Genomic DNA, 15,015 nt, shown 5'->3' with positions numbered 1-15,015 from the left:
TTCGGCGGGGTGGTGGTGGGGTTCGGCGGGGTGGTCGTCGGGTTGGGGATGCCGGTGCCCGCGTTGAGGGCGTTGAGGACGGAGTCGTACGCCGGCTTCTTGTTGCCGTTGCAGTCGAACAGCAGGGCGTTGTCGGACCCGCGCCACGAGTCGCAGTCCCGCACGCCCCACACCGTGATGCCAGTGCAGCGCGACACGTTCATGCAGGCCCGGGTCACCGCGCCGAAGATGTTGGCCTGGTTGCCGCCGGTCATGACGTCCAGCTCGGTGATCTGCACGTCGACGCCGAGGTCGGCGAAGCGCTGGAGGTTGGCCTGGTAGTCGCTGGCCAGGGTGGTGCCCAGGTGGGACTGGAAGCCGACGCAGTCGATCGGCACGCCCCGGGACTTGAAGTCGCGCACCATGTTGTAGATGCCGGTCGACTTCGCGTTGACCCCGTCGGTGTTGTAGTCGTTGTAGCAGAGCTTCGCGCCGGGGTCAGCGGCCCGCGCGGCGCGGAACGCCGCCTCGATCCAGTCGTTGCCGGTGCGCTGCAGGTTGGAGTCACGCCGGCCGCCGCTGCCACCGTCGGCGAACGCCTCGTTCACCACGTCCCAGGCGTAGATCTGCCCCTTGAAGTGGGTGGCGACCTGGGTGACGTGGTTGATCATCGCGCTGCGCAGGGCGCTGCCGGACATGCCCTGCGCCCAGCCCGGCTCCTGCTGGTGCCAGAGCAGGGCGTGGCCCCGCACGCTCATCCCGTTGGCCCGGGCGTGGCTGACGAGGCGGTCACCGCCGCTGTAGTTGAACACCCCCTGCTGCGGCTCGGTGGCGTCCCACTTCATCTCGTTCTCGGCCACGACGCTGTTGAACTCGCGGTTGAGAATCGTCGTGTACGTGCTGTTGGAGAGCTTGCCCGTCGCGACCGCGGCGCCGAAGTAGCGGCCCTTCTCGGCCGCGGCGGCCCGCAGGGTCGTGCCGGCGCTGGCGGCGGGGGCCATCGTCACCAGCACGCCGGCGGTGAGTGCGCCGGTGACCGCGAGGGTCACCGTCGTCAGGAGGACTCTCTTGCGTCTCATGTCGATTCCTTCTCCGGGTGGATTGCAGCGGTGGTGGTGCGCCCGGATTCGCTTCGCAGAGGAGATCCGGGCGGATGATCCTGGAGGGTCACTGTTGCCGCACGAGGCCCGTCCCGCCGTCGCCGGCGGCGCTGTGGGGGTGCTGACACGACGCCCGCATGCCCTGTCGGGAAGTCGCGATCCCGAGGTTCGACCAGCAGGCCCGCCCGGTGGACCATCGACGCTGGTTATCCTCGGCATCGACTGTGAACGATAACAAGGTCGTTCGTCAAGTCCTGCCGAATCGCGCCAGTTCGAGCCGCCGCTCGGGGGCAGCCGAACTGCCCGCGCCGGGTGCGGGCCGCCGGCCGCCACGCCGACGCCGCCGGCCGCCGCACAGTAGGATCCGGCGGTGGTCGGTCGTCGGCGCCGCGTCCTCCGCCGGGCCCTGGCGGCCGGGCTCCTGGTCGTCGCCGCCGCGCTGCCCGCCGCCGCGCCGGCGTCCCCCGTCACGTCCACGACGCTCACGGTGCTCCAGCTGAACCTCTGCAACAGCGGCCGGGCCGGCTGCTACACCGGCCGGGCGGTGCCCCGGGCCGCCGAGGTGATCCGCGCCGAGGCACCGCAGCTGGTGTCCCTGAACGAGGTCTGCCAGGGCGACGTGCCCGAACTCGGGCGGGCGTTCGCGCGGGTCCACCACGGCGGCACGGTGGTGGCGGAGTTCAGGGCCGCCGACGACCGCCCGAGCGGCGGCGTCACCCGGTGCCGCGACGGCCAGCCGTACGGCATCGGCCTGCTGGTCCGGCTGCCCGTGCCGCACCGGGGACACACGGTGCACAGCGGGATCTACCCGGTGCAGGACCTCGCGGACCCGGAGCTGCGGGCCTGGCTCTGCGTCCACGTCCCCGGCGTCGTCAACGCCTGCACCACCCACCTCGCGGCGTTCAGCGCCCGCACGGCGCTCGCCCAGTGCGGCCACCTGTTCGACGCGGTCGTGCCGGCGGTCCTCGGCCGCGCCGGGTACGCGCCGACCGTGCTGGGCGGCGACCTCAACCTCCGCTCCGGCGGCTCACCCGACCTGCGGTCGTGCGTGCCGCCGGAGCGTCCCCGGGTCGACGACGGCTCCGTGCAGCAGATCGTGGCCACGGCGGGCGTCACCGTCGCCGCCGGCCGGTCGGTGGACATGCGCGCCGCCACCGACCACCCGGGACTGCTGGCCACGCTCACGATCGAGCACGGCCGGCCGCCCCCGGTCAGGAGACCGCGGCCGTGACCAGCTCGACGACCTTCCGCTCGACGGCGGGGCTCCACGCCCGCAGCGCGTACGCCACCGGCCACAGGTCCCCGTCGTCGAGGTTGGCCGCGTCCTGGAAGCCGAGGGTCGAGTAGCGGTAGTTGAACTTGCCCGAGTCCTGGAAGAAGACGACGATCTTGCCGTCCGCGTTGGCGTAGGCGGGCATCCCGTACCAGGTCTTGGGTGACAGCTGCGGGGCGGCGGCGGTCACCGCCACGTGCACGCGCTCGGCGAGCGCGCGGTCCTCCGGCGCCATCTGCGCGATCCGGTCGAGGACCGCCTGGATCCCGTCGGCCTTCTTGGCGCCCTTCCTGCCCTCGGCGCGCAGCTCGGCGGCGCGCTCCTTCATCGCGGCACGCTCCTCGGGGGTGAAGCCGTCGGACGTGGTCGTGGACTCCGTGGCGGACATGCGGGGCTCCCTTGCGCCGTTGCGGGCCGGGCGGAGTGCCGGCTACCTGGCAAAAGGCTAGGCCCGGCGGCGTGGCCGTGCTTCTCGATTCCTGATCTCCTCCGCCGGGTGGGCGGACGCCTTCGCCGCGCGTCCCCGCGACGGCGGGGAGGTCACGGCGCGGGCGGAGCGGCGCCGCATTCGCCGGCGAGGAGGTCGGCGGTGGTGTGGGCGGCGATGCCGGGCTGCGCGCCGTCGGCGAACCGCGCGACGACCGCTCGGACGTGCCGCTCGGCGGGTGCGGCGAGGCCGTCGTAGACCGCCGCGAACAACTCCCGGGCCCGCTGCCTGGGCCACCCCTGCGGCAGCAGTTCCAGGGGCAACTGCGGATCGAGGACGGGAAAGCGCCGGTAGGTGTCCATGACCTCGGTGCGCGCCCGCACCGCCGCCGCGCCGTCGATCCGTCCGGACCTCACCCGGGGCAGCAGCGGGGTCCACCGCCGCAGGAACGCCTGGTAGTGCCGGCTGATCACGTCGATGTCCCAGGCGTCGACGGGAGCCCGGTGGCCGATCGCGTCGAGCGCGGCCTGCCGACCACGGAACACCGTGACGGCACCGGGGGTGAGCTCGGCGAGGTGCGCCCGCGCCTTGGGCGTCAGGTCGTGCGGCGAGATCCACAACCCGTCGTACAGCGGCGCGTAGCCGAGCCAGCGGAGCTGGCCGCGCAGGGCCCGCCGCTGTGCGCTGCGCTCCTGCGGCAGCGAGAAGGCCACGATCGTCCAGCGCCCGTCCCACGGCACCGCCGTGGTGGTGGAGGCCACGATCCAGTTCCCTCCGGCGGCCAGGTTCGCGGCGGCGAGGCGGCTGAGCCGGTAGGCGCTGCGCCGGCCCTGGCGGCTGCCCTCCAGCACGCCCCGGCGGGCCAGCCGGCTGATCGCGGTCCGCGCGCCGGCCGTGGACACCCCGGCCTCGGCGAGCAGCGCGACGATCGCGGCGGACGGGAGCGCGGCCCGGGCCCGCAGGGTGTAGTCCGCCAGGAGGGTCACCGCGACCCCCTGGGGTGAGTTGCCGGCCTGCCTCCGGGGCAGCCGCAGCGGGCGCCCGTCGTCCGGATAGATCTCCTCGATGCTGAACGGGCTTGCCACAGGCGCTCCGGGCTCGAAGTCTCGGGGACAACCCACGACTGTAGACGGATCTCCCGGCGGGCCGGCTCGCCGTGGGGGCCCACCGGGGCGGCCGGGTCGACGATCCGCAATGATCGAGCTACATCGATTGACACTTGTGTGCCCCGGGGGAACACTAACTGCTACGCGATGCCCTACGGAGCCGGGCGGGCGAGCACACGCAGTGGGCGACACGCATCCCACGGGGCCGGGCAACCCCGACCGGGACGCGCGTGGCCCGACCCAGCCCGCACACCCGCACAGGTGACCGAAGGAGTCGTCCCCGTGAGAATCAGAAGGAAACTGCTGCTCGGCCTGGCCACGACCCTGGTGGCGGCCGGCCTGGTGGCGCCGACGTTCCAGCCCGCGTACGCGGCGTCGCTGGTCGAGGTGACCAGCTTCGGCAACAACCCGGGCCGGATGCGCATGCACGTCTACGTGCCGGACAACCGCCCGGCCCACCCGGCGACGGTGATCGCCATGCACGGCTGCGGCGGCTCGGGCCCCGCCTTCTATTCCGGCAGCGAGTTCGCTTCCCTCGCCGACCGGTACGGGTTCATCGTGATCTACCCGACCGCGACCCAGCAGGCCGGCTTCGGCAACTGCTTCGACACCTGGTCGGACGCCGCCAAGCGCCACGACGGCGGCAGCGACCCGGTGTCGCTCGTGTCGATGGTCCGCTACGCGCAGCAGCAGTACGGCGCGGACCCCGAGCGGGTCTACGCCACCGGCAGCTCGTCCGGCGGCATGATGACCAACCACATGCTGGCCGTCTACCCCGAGGTGTTCAAGGCCGGCGCGGCGTTCATGGGGGTGCCCTACAACTGCTTCGCCGGCGCGGCGGACTACCCGCCCGGCAGCAGCCAGTGCACGGGCGGCAGCATGAACCGGACCCCGCAGCAGTGGGGCGACGCGGTCCGCCAGCAGGCGTACCCCGGCTACTCCGGCCCGCGCCCGCGCGTGCAGGTGTGGCACGGCACCGCCGACACGCTCGTGCCGTACAGCCTGCTCCAGGAGTCGATCGAGCAGTGGACGAACGTGTTCGGCCTCAGCCAGACCCCCACGTCCAGCGACACCCCGCAGGCCGGCTGGAACCGCCGCCGCTACGCCGACGGCAGCGGCACCGTCCAGGTCGAGGCGTACAGCATCCAGGGCGCCGGGCACAGCCTGCCCTCCGGCGGCATGGCCGCGGCCGCCATCGCGTTCTTCGGCCTGACCAGCACGCCGAGCCCGACCACCACCCCCAGCCCCACCGTGACGCCCACCCCCACCACGACCCCCAGCCCGACCCTGCCCCCCACCACGCCGCCGGCTTCCGGAGCCTGTCGCGTGACCGTCGCCGTCAACGCCTGGAACACGGGGCTGACCGCGAACCTCACCATCACCAACACCGGCGCCAGTGCCGTCAACGGCTGGTCCCTGGTGTTCGGTCTGCCCGCCGGGCAGACCATCACCTCCGGCTGGAACGCCACCTACTCCCCCACCACGGGGCAGGTGACGGCCAGGAACCTCGCCTACAACGCGGCCATCCCCGCCAACGGATCGATCGACATCGGCTTCCAGGTCACCCACGGCGGCAACGCCGCCAAGCCGACCTCGTTCGCCCTCAACGGCGCGTCCTGCACGGTCGCCTGACAAGGCCGCGCTCCGGGGAGGCGTGCCCCGGCATGTCTCCCCGGAGCACCGGCGGGTGTCACCACCGCCGCGCGAACGAACCGGCGGGCCGCGCCCGCCCCCTGTGCCATCTCCATCATATGGGTCGGTCAAGCCGCCCGAATCGTCCGGGATGCCGATCTTCTGTCCCCGGCCGACGCATAGTGTCGACACGTCCGCGCCGGCCGCGCGCCCCGTGAGGCGCGCGGGCCGCAGCCGCCGCGCGCCTGTCGACCCGACACGCGCACGCCGAGGCGCCCGGCCAGGGCCGCGCGGAGCGACGCACGCAGGAATCGGGGGGGCACCGTGTCGGAAGCAGCACACCAGATCGCCGTCGAGCAGCAGGTGGTCGACCGGGTGTACGCGCGCCTGGAGGTCATGCGCGAGCAGACGAGGCAGCTGAGCGCGGAGGGACACCGCCGCGCCGGCTCCGGGCCGGTCACCGGCCTGGTCGAGCGGGACGCCATGGTCCTGGGCGCCGCCGCCAGGCTCGCCGAGCTCGACGGCCAGGAGGAGGGCATCGTCTTCGGCCGGCTGGACTTCGACGACGGCTACACCTACCGCATCGGCCGGCTCGGCGTACGCGACGAGGACCGGGAGCCGCTCGTGGTGGACTGGCGCGCGCCCGCCGCCGCGCCGTTCTACCGCGCCACCCCGGGCGAGCCGCTCGGGGTGGCACGCCGCCGCGTCATCACCTGCGCGGGTGACCGGGTCGTCGGCCTCGACGACGAGGTCCTCACCACGCGGGACGTCGACGGCGTGGTCGGCGAGGGAGCCCTGCTCACGTCGCTGACCCGGGCGCGCGGCGAACACATGCGCGACATCGTCGCCACGATCCAACGCGAGCAGGACGAGGCGATCCGCGCGCCCGCGCACGGCGTCACGCTGATCACCGGCGGCCCGGGCACCGGCAAGACGCAGGTGGCCCTGCACCGCGCGGCCTACCTGCTCTACACCGACCGGGGCAGGTTCACCGACGGGCGGGTGCTGGTGGTCGGCCCGTCGACGGTGTTCACGGAGTACATCGGCAAGGTGCTTCCCGGGCTCGGCGAGGACAGCGTCCACCTGCGCGCGATCGGTGAGCTGTTCGACGGCGTCGTCGCCACCCGGCGGGACCCCGCCGCCGTGGCCCGGTCCAAGGGCGACCTGACGATGGTCCGGGTGCTGGCCGACCTGGCCTGGGACACCCCGCCCCACGCGCCGGACCACCTGCGCGGCCTCACCGCCGACGACCTGGCGAAGGCCCGCGTCGAGATCCGGCGCAGGTGCGAGGCCAGGGGCGTCACGGTCAACGGCGCGCGGGCCGAGGCCGCGCGGGTGCTCGCCGAACTGCTGGACGGCAGGGAGGCGCCGGAGGCCTTCCTGAACGCGTGGTGGCCGCCGCTGACCCCGCAGGACGTCCTGCCCGCGCAGGACGGGCAGTGGTCGGTCGACGACGTCCCGCTGCTCGACGAGCTGGCCGAGATCCTGGGCAGGCCGCCGGAGCCGACCCGGGCCAAGCCGGAGTGGCAGCTCCGTGAGCTGCGCAGCGGCGCCCGCCTCGCGGAGACCTTCGTGCTGAGCTGGAGCCTCAACGACGGCTGGCAGCTCTTCGCGCCCGGCCTGGCCACGCCGATGGCGTCGTCCGGCCAGTCCATCGACCACAACGGCTACTGGGCGGCGCAGCGGTGGGCCGCCGCGATCGTCCTGCGCGAGGGCCACCAGGTGGTGAGCTGGGTCGACGGCTTCGACCCGTACGGCGAGGAGGGCTACGTGCCGGTGCTGGCCGAGCCGTTGCCGGTGGCCGAGACCGAGGAACCCGTCGGCGACGCCTACCTGCACGTCATCCTCGACGAGGCGCAGGACCTGTCGCCGATGGAGTGCCGGATGATCGCCCGCCGCGCCGCGCACGCCTCGATGACCATCGTGGGCGACCTCGGCCAGGCCACCCACCCGCTGGCCGCCGACTCCTGGCCGGAGCTGGTGCGGCGGCTGGGCAAGCGCGAGGCCAGGACCCTCGACCTGCCCACCGGCTACCGGGTGCCGCAGGTCATCGCCGACTTCGCCGCCCGTGCCCTCGCGCCGGGGATCCCGCCCACCCGGTCCTTCCGGCCCGGCGGCAGCCTGGAGATCCGACAGGTCGACGACCTGGCCGAGGCCGTCGCCCGCGAGACGGGCACCGTCATCGCCCCCGACCACCTGGCCGCCGCCCTGGGCGCCGTGCCGGTCAGCCAGGTCAAGGGCCTGGAGTACGACCGCGTGGTGCTGGTGGAGCCGGCCGACATCGTCGCCGCCGAGCCCCGCGGGATGAACCGCCTCTACGTCGCCCTCACCCGGGCCGTCGCGGAGCTGGTCGTCCTGCACACCAGGCCGCTGCCGGAGAACCTCACCGGCGGCGGGCCGCAGGCAGGATGACCCGGCCCGTCCGGCGCTCAGAAGACGGACATGAACTCGATCGGCCCCATCCTGGCCGAGGCTAGGCGGCGGACCGACTCCGCCCCGTCCCGCACGGCCGCCACGAACAGCTCCTCCAACCGCCGGGCGTCGCCCTCGGCGAACACCGCCGGGTCGACGTGCACCTGCCGCAGCTCGCCCAGCCCGGACAGGGTCACCGTCACCAGTCCCCCGCCGGCCCGGCCCGTCACCGACGTGCGGTCCAGCTCCTCCTGGACGCTGGCCATCCGCTGCCGCAGCCGCTCGGCGCGGTCCAGCACGGCCCTGACCTCAGCTTGCACGCTCGCCTCCTGCGGGTTGCCGGGTGATCTGTTCCGCCGCCGCGGCCCGGCTCAGCCGGGGGCCCTGCGGCAGCACCGCCAGCAGCTGGCGGGGAAAGGGGACGGGCGGTCGCCCGCCGAGTTGGAGCGCCGCCACCGCCTGCGCGTCGGCGAGCGGGAACGCGACGCCGCCGTCGGAGATCAGCGACATCCCGGGCGCGGGGCCCGTCCCGTCGCCCGGGACGGCGACGACGAGCATGCCGGAGGCGGGTCCCGCGTGCACGAAGCCCCGCCCCCGGGCGTCGACCGCGGCCTCCTCGCGCGGGGCCAGGACGACGGTGCTGGCGTACGTGCTGGCCGAGGTGGGCTGCTGCCGCAGGCACAGCACCCGGCCGCCCGGGTCCTGCCACCCGGCCGCCGACAGGTCGGGCAGGCGGGACAGCAGCGAACGGTCCGCCGACCTGGGCGCCCCGGCCAGCGCGGCGGTGTCCAGCTCGATCGCGGCCCCGGCCGGCCCCGCCTCCAGGAACAGGGCCTCGGTGCGGTTCACCGGGGCGAGGCCGTCGGCGCGCAGCACGAAGTAGCGCCGCTCGCCGGAGGCCAGCTCCTGCCGGTACAGGGTGCCGATCGGGCGGCTGCGCCCGCCGACCTGCGGGCCCGCCGCGCCGGCCCCCGCGATGGTGGCCGCCCGCAGCGCCGGGCCGTCCGGGAGCCAGTCGAGCCACCGCTGCGGCGCCCGGACCGGGCGGGCGTCGAGGGCGCCGAGCGCGACCGGGACCGCGTCGTCGAGCACCCGGTGCTTCACGCCGGCGTGGATCAGGAACCGCGCCCCGTCCGGCCCCCGCACCAGCAGGAACCGCCCGGCGGGCAGCGGCTCGGCGACGGCGCGTGGGTCGAGGTTGACGCCGAGGGACTCGCCGGGGGTGTCGACGACAGAGCCGGGCAGGCAGGCCAGCCACGGACCGGTGGTCAGCTCGGCCGGCGACGGCACGAGCTGCGGGGCGTCCGCGATCCCCAGGGCCGGGCCGCGCGGGACGTCCCGCAGCGAGTTGCGGGAGATCAACTTGACCTTCGCCTGGCCGCCCTGCAGCAGCATCGCCGACGCCAGGTTCGGGGTGGGGTGCAGCACCCCGTCGAGATAGACGTACCGCGTGCCGGACTCCTTCTCGACGAGGATCGCGCCCTTCTCCCGGAAGGCCGCGCTGCCGCCCGGGACGATCCAGCCGTAGACGCCGAACCCGGCCGCGACGAGCACCGCGACCAGGATGCCGAAGCCGAGACCGGTCAGGGCCCGCCGGGCCGGGAACACCGCCGTGCCGGGGTCGCCGAGCACGAGGGCGCAGCTGAGCCGGTCCATCATGAACTGGTACGCGTGGACGTGGTCCCGCTGGGTCTGCATCCCCGCCCCTAACCGAACAGGCCCCGGGCCCAGGCGTACCCGCCCAGGACGTGCGTCAGCAGCGGAAGCACCGCCAGCCCGGTCGTGACGTCGAAGAACGTCGCCAGGTACTCCCAGATCGGGAGCATCCGGCGCGGCCACGGCCGGATCGCCGCGAGCACCAGCGCCACGACGAGGCAGGCCAGGGCGACGAGCAGGCCCAGCCGTGCCCCCGGCGTGGCCCGGGCGGCGAACGTCGTGACCACCAGCAGGAGTCCGGATCCTCCGGCGGCCACCAGCGCCACCCGCTGCCACAGGCCCGTGAACGTCCGGGCCCGCAGCAGGACCGCGCTGGCCAGGACCGTCACGAGGGTCCAGCCGACCCAGCCCGGCGTCGCCATGACGAACAGGAAGAGCACCGGCAGCAGCAGCGCCGCGACGACCATCGTCACGGTCAGGTAGGTGTCGGCCAGGTAGGTGCGGTCCCGGACCTCGTCCGACGGCGCGGGCTCGATGTCGACGGTCATGTCGGCGCCCGTCTTGGGCAGCTGCGGCCCCCGCAGCCCGGACATCCGGATCGCCGCCCTGGGTGCCAGCACCACGGCGACGACCACCGCCGTGGCCGCCACCGCCGCGGCCCGCTCGGCGCTCATGCCCATCGTGGCGTGCAGCGAGATCACGCAGACCACGACCAGCGCGGCGACGATCACCACGAGGAACGGCGCGAGCGGCAGCGCCGGGGCGACCGTACGCTGGGCGACGATCAACAGCACGGCCACGGCGGTGGCGGCCACCGCGGCGGCGCTGCCGGCCTCCGCCGTGACCGCGATCCGCTCCGGCGCGCCGTCGACGGCCGCGGCGGCGGCCAGGGCCGCGAAGGCCGCGGACGCCACGGCGAACACCAGCGACAGCGCCGAGTCGGCCATCCGCCGGGCGATCCGCAACGCGGCGGCGCCACAGGCGACGGCCAGCACGGCGGTGCCGGCCACCTGGGTCGGCAGCGGCCCGCGCGCCGCCGACGCGTACCCGAGCAGGCCGAGCGCCACGGCGGCGAGCGCGAGGAAGAGCCGGCGGCGGTGGTGCGGCTGCCAGCGGTCCGCGCGGCGGTTGACGCTGGTGGCGATGCCGTCGGCCAGGTCGTCGAAGTCCAGTTCCGGCAGCGGGTCCTCGGCCGGGCGCAGCACGACTTCCTCGCCCTCCAGCCAGTCGAGGCTCTCCGGCGTGCCGGCCAGGTCGAACGGGGCCTCGCCGACCCGCTGCAACACCCACCCGGCCGCGCCGGCCGCGCCGGTGGGTGGGCCCGCCGTCGCCGTGTGTCGCAGCAGGATCGGCAGCAGCGTCGCGACCGGGGTGCCCGACGGCACGGCCAGGTCCACCTTCCGCCGGGGGCCGGTCACGGTGATCCGGCAGAGGTCGTTGTCCAGTGTGCTGCTCACGTCATCTCCCGGTGGTCACGAAGCCGGTCTGGACCAGGCGTACGCCGCGCCGGGTCACCAGTTGGGCGCGGCCGGCCGGCAACTGTCGCGGCGTGGCCTCGCCGAGGAACCTGCCCTCCTCCTTGGGGTAGGAGAACAGCAGGGCGGGGCTGCCGAGCTCCCACAGCCGGCGGATGACCGGGTCCATCATCGCCCGCATCGCCCCCGACGTGCTCCGGGCGACGATCAGGTGCAGGCCGATGTAGGCGCCCTGGGCCAGCAGCGGCAGCAGCGGGTCGAGGGTCGAGCCGGCACCGACGCCCCTGGTCATCAGGTCGTAGTCGTCGACGACGACGAACAGCTCCGGGCCCTGCCACCAGTCCCGGCGGCGCATCCGCTCCGACGAGACGTCCGGGCCGGGGATGCGGCGGCTCATCGACACCGCCGCCTGGCCCGCCAGCTCGAACAGCTTGTCGCCGGTGAGGCCGGTGCCGACCTGGTACTCGGCCGGCAGGGCGGTGTCCAGGTCCCGCCGGGTGTCGCCCAGCACGACCTTCGCCTCGTCCGGGCCGTAGCGGCGGCGGACCGCGTCCAGCACCAGGCGCAGCGCGTTGGACTTCCCGGTCTCGGCGTCGCCGAACACCAGCAGGTGCGGGGTGGTCAGGAAGTCGTGCCACACCGGGGCGAGGCGCTGCTCGTCGCGGCCCACGCACACCCTGAACTCGGGCTCCGGCGGCGGCAGCTGGGCGACGGGCAGCCGGGTGGGCAGCAGCCGCACCTCGGGGGCGAGGCGACCCGGCCAGAACACCCGGATCTCCTCGGTCACCGCCTTGGTGGCCTCCGCCAGGTCGTCGACCGCCGAGCTGCCGTCCATCCGGGGCAGGGCGGTCAGGAAGTGCAGCCCGTCCGCGGTGATGCCGCGGCCCGGCTGGTTCGGCACGGTGGCCGCCTTGCGCGAGCCCACCTCCGACTCCATCGAGTCGCCGAGACGCAGCTCGACCTTCGTGCCCAGCAGGTCCCGCAGCCAGGTCCGCAGCTCCGACCAGCGGGTCGCGGTGACGACGAGGTGGATGCCGAACGACAGGCCACGGGAGGCCAGCTCGCCGATCCGCTGCTCCAGGTCGGGGTAGTCCTGCTTCACCGTGTACCAGCCGTCGACGACGAGGAACACGTGCCCGAACGGGTCGTCGATCGCACCCGCCGCCCGCTGCGCCAGATAGGTGGCCATGGAGTCGATGCCGCGCTCGACGAACTCGGCCTCCCGCCGCTCCAGGACCTGCCGGACCTCCTCGACGGTGCGGACCACCCGGTCGCGTTCCAGCCGGGTCGCGACGGAGCCGACGTGCGGCAGCCCGGCCACCGCCGCCAGGCCACCGCCGCTGAAGTCGAGGCCGTAGATCTGCGCCTCCTCGGGGGTGTGGGTCACCGCCAGCGACAGGATCAGGGTGCGCAGCAGGGTCGACTTGCCGCTCTGCGGCGCACCGGCGACGCCGACGTGCCCGTCGGCCCCGGACAGGTCCGCGACGAACAGCTCGCGGAGCTGGTCCTGCGGCCGGTCGACGATTCCGACCGGCACCCGCAGGCGTCCGCGCAGCGCCGGGTCCCCTACGGTCGCGCCCCGCGCCGGGTCGGGAACGACGCTGGGCAGCAGCGTGTCCAGGCTGGGCGGGTCGGACAGCGGCGGCAGCCACACCTGGCGGGCCGGCGGGCCCGACCCCGCCAGCCGGCCGACGAGGACGTCGACGAGGCTGGGGCCGGTGGCCTCCTCGTCGGGTCCCGCCCCGTCCGCCGGCTCGACCGCGGGGGCGTCCACCCGCGCCGGGTCGTGCCGGACGCGGGCCTGCCGGGTGCCGAACAGGACCACGTCGGCGGGCTCCCGTGCCTGCCGGCCGGGCTCGTCCGCGACCGGTCGCCCGCCGCTGTACGGGCCGGACACGTACGCCGACTTGAACCGGACCAGGTTGCTGGTGTCGACCTTCAGGTAGCCGTTGCCCGGCTCGGACGGCAGCTCGTAGGCGGAGCCCACGCCGATGACGGCGCGGGACTCCATGGTGGAGAACGTCCGCAGGGCCAGCCGGTAGGACAGGTGCCCCTCGACCCGGTTGATCCGGCCCTCGTCGAGCCGCTGCGAGGCGAGCAGCAGGTGGACGCCGAGGCTGCGGCCCAACCGGCCGATGGAGACGAAGAGGTCCATGAACTCGCTCTTGCTGGACAGCAGCTCGCTGAACTCGTCGACGACGACCAGCAGCACCGGGAACGGCACCAGCGGGGCGCCCGCCGCGCGGGCCTTCTCATAGTCGAACAGCGACGCGTGGCCGCTGGCCCGCAGCACCTCCTGCCGCCGCGTCAGCTCGCCGTTGAGCGCGTCCTGCATCCGGTCGACCAGGGGCAGCTCGTCGGCCAGGTTGGTGATGACGGCCGAGGTGTGTGGCAGCCGCTCCATGCCGAGGAACGTCGCGCCGCCCTTGAAGTCCACCAGGACGAGGTTGAGGATCTCGGAGGAGTGGGTGGCGGCGAGCGCGCAGACCAGGGTACGCAGCAGCTCGCTCTTGCCCGAGCCGGTGGCGCCGATGAGGAGCCCGTGCGGGCCCATCCCGCCCTGGGCGGACTCCTTCAGGTCGAGCTCGATGACCTCGCCGTCGGCGGTGACCCCGATCGGCACGGTGAGCCGGGAGCGCTGCGGCTGCCGGCCGCGCCACGACGCTTGCACGTCGAAGGTGTGCGCGTCGCGGATGCCGAGCAGGGTGGTCAGGTCGAAGCTCGACTCCAGGGGCTTCTCGACCGCTTCGAGGGTGCCGCTGGTCCGCTTCGGCGCGATGACGCGGGCCAGCGCCTCGGCCGGCACCACGCCGAGACCGTCGCGCTCGGCCGACCGCGTCTCGTCACCGGCGGGGAAGGCGACCTCGGTGTCCCGCACGTCGAGCCGGAGCACCCTCGGCCCGCCGGGCAGGGCCCCGGTCAGGTCGAGCAGCACGACGTTGCGCAGCCCCGCGCCGTACAGGCGGGAGCTGTCCGGAAGCCGCGCCAGGTAGGCCAGGATGACGACGAACGGCTCCGCCGAGCTGGGCCGGGCCGACTGGTCGTGGTCGCCGCGGTCGACCACCTCCTGCCCGAGCAGGTCCATCAGCTCGTCGTGGCCGGCGGCGAAGAGCCGCGCCGGGCCGGCGGCGTCGTGCGCGGTGGGGTGCGCGTTGTGCGGCAGCCACTTGATCCAGTCCCATTCGGCGCGGTGCTCCTCGGCGGCCAGCACCGCGATCCGCAGCTCGTCGGGGGCGTGGAAGGTGGCCAGCTGGGCGAGCATCGCCCGCGCCAGTTCGGCCGCCGGGCCGCCCTCACCCTCGAACTCGATGCTGGTGAAGCTGCGCAGACCGACGGCGATCGGCACGCCCGACACCGTGCGGTACGCCTCGGAGAAGCGGCGCAGGGAGATCGACGAGAGGGGTTCGAGATCCTCGATCGGCTTGGTGGTCGGGGGCAGGAACCGCATCATCGCGTTCTGCCGGCCCAGGCCGATCCGCACCTTGCCGAAGTCGTCGTGGCTCGGGCGGCGTTCCCAGAGGCGGCTGCTCATCGCCACCGACCAGAGCGTGTCCGGCTGGGGGTTGTCCCACAGCACGGCCTGCCGGTGCTGGTTGGCGGCCTTGCGGGCCTGCCGGCGGAGCTGGGTGACGTAGCGCAGGAAGTCCCGCCGTTCACCGCGCATCTTGCGCTTGCGGTCGGCGGCGGCCCGGCCGATCTGGACCAGCCCCATGAACAGCATCCCGGCGGCCATCGCGCCGCCCATGACGTACAGGATGGGGGTGCGGTTGAACAGGCCGAACATCATCATCATGCCGCCCATGCCCAGGCCCATCGGGACCATCATGGCGAACGACCGGAAGTCCAGCGGGGCCTCCTCGGCCATCAGCGGGGGCTCCTGGAGCTCGACCTCCCCGTCCGGGGCCTCCGGTCCGGCTGCACGCGGCGGCCGCTTCACGGTGATCGTGTTCACGTG

Annotated in this window: 10 protein-coding genes; 3 read left to right on the top strand and 7 right to left on the bottom strand. The window is 74.2% G+C overall.

Annotated features, from left to right (window positions below):
* Nucleotides 1-1,058, bottom strand: a 1,058-nt coding sequence (locus LPU61_RS07590) for an endo-1,4-beta-xylanase (protein WP_229404537.1), incomplete at its 3' end; no start/stop codon positions are given.
* Between the two features lie 391 nt (nt 1,059-1,449).
* On the opposite strand from LPU61_RS07590, the gene LPU61_RS07585 reads away from it, so the two are divergent.
* Entirely contained in the window at nt 1,450-2,310 is an 861-nt protein-coding gene (locus LPU61_RS07585) for an endonuclease/exonuclease/phosphatase family protein (protein WP_199486020.1), read from the top strand.
* Here the strand turns inward: LPU61_RS07585 and LPU61_RS07580 are convergent.
* Both LPU61_RS07580 and LPU61_RS07575 read right to left on the bottom strand, forming a co-directional pair.
* Complete coding sequence (locus tag LPU61_RS07580; protein WP_043963055.1) at nt 2,291-2,740, bottom strand: iron chaperone; 450 nt, start codon at nt 2,738-2,740, stop codon at nt 2,291-2,293. The genes LPU61_RS07585 and LPU61_RS07580 overlap by 20 nt on opposite strands.
* 152 nt (nt 2,741-2,892) lie before the next feature.
* Nucleotides 2,893-3,864 (bottom strand): PaaX family transcriptional regulator C-terminal domain-containing protein, encoded by a 972-nt coding sequence (locus LPU61_RS07575; RefSeq protein WP_043963054.1) that lies wholly within the window; start codon nt 3,862-3,864, stop codon nt 2,893-2,895.
* 303 nt (nt 3,865-4,167) lie between these two features.
* Between LPU61_RS07575 and LPU61_RS07570 the strand changes: the two genes are divergently transcribed.
* Entirely contained in the window at nt 4,168-5,517 is a 1,350-nt protein-coding gene (locus LPU61_RS07570) for a PHB depolymerase family esterase (RefSeq protein ID WP_043963052.1), read from the top strand.
* 324 nt (nt 5,518-5,841) lie between these two features.
* On the top strand, nt 5,842-7,929 hold the full coding sequence (locus LPU61_RS07565; RefSeq protein WP_043963051.1) for a UvrD-helicase domain-containing protein: 2,088 nt from the start codon (nt 5,842-5,844) through the stop codon (nt 7,927-7,929).
* Between the two features lie 17 nt (nt 7,930-7,946).
* On the opposite strand, the gene LPU61_RS07560 is transcribed toward LPU61_RS07565, so the two are convergent.
* The 4 genes from LPU61_RS07560 to eccCa are packed head-to-tail and all read right to left on the bottom strand — an operon-like array spanning nt 7,947 to nt 15,012.
* Entirely contained in the window at nt 7,947-8,249 is a 303-nt protein-coding gene (locus LPU61_RS07560; RefSeq protein WP_229404536.1) for a YbaB/EbfC family nucleoid-associated protein, read from the bottom strand.
* A complete protein-coding gene (eccB, locus tag LPU61_RS07555; RefSeq protein WP_229404535.1) occupies nt 8,239-9,627 on the bottom strand; it encodes a type VII secretion protein EccB in 1,389 nt (462 codons plus the stop codon). The genes LPU61_RS07560 and eccB overlap by 11 nt, the downstream gene beginning before the upstream one ends.
* Before the next feature lie 8 nt (nt 9,628-9,635).
* Complete coding sequence (gene eccD, locus LPU61_RS07550; RefSeq protein ID WP_229404534.1) at nt 9,636-11,042, bottom strand: type VII secretion integral membrane protein EccD; 1,407 nt, start codon at nt 11,040-11,042, stop codon at nt 9,636-9,638.
* A 1-nt stretch (nt 11,043) separates the two neighbouring features.
* Nucleotides 11,044-15,012: a type VII secretion protein EccCa gene (gene eccCa, locus LPU61_RS07545; RefSeq protein ID WP_229404533.1), complete on the bottom strand. Its 3,969-nt coding sequence runs from the start codon at nt 15,010-15,012 to the stop codon at nt 11,044-11,046.
* Nucleotides 15,013-15,015 lie beyond the last annotated feature (3 nt).

Source organism: Micromonospora sp. NBRC 110038 (genome assembly GCF_020884815.1).
In the GTDB taxonomy this organism is placed as follows: domain Bacteria; phylum Actinomycetota; class Actinomycetes; order Mycobacteriales; family Micromonosporaceae; genus Micromonospora; species Micromonospora haikouensis.
The sequence above is the reverse complement of the archived record's forward strand: the minus strand, read 5'-3'. Positions and strand labels throughout refer to the sequence as shown.

What these genes read in the sequence shown, in the direction of transcription:
- LPU61_RS07580 (WP_043963055.1), bottom strand. Translation starts at nt 2,740, where the DNA reads ATGTCCGCCACGGAGTCCACGACCACGTCCGACGGCTTCACCCCCGAG.
- eccB (WP_229404535.1), bottom strand. Translation starts at nt 9,627, where the DNA reads ATGCAGACCCAGCGGGACCACGTCCACGCGTACCAGTTCATGATGGAC.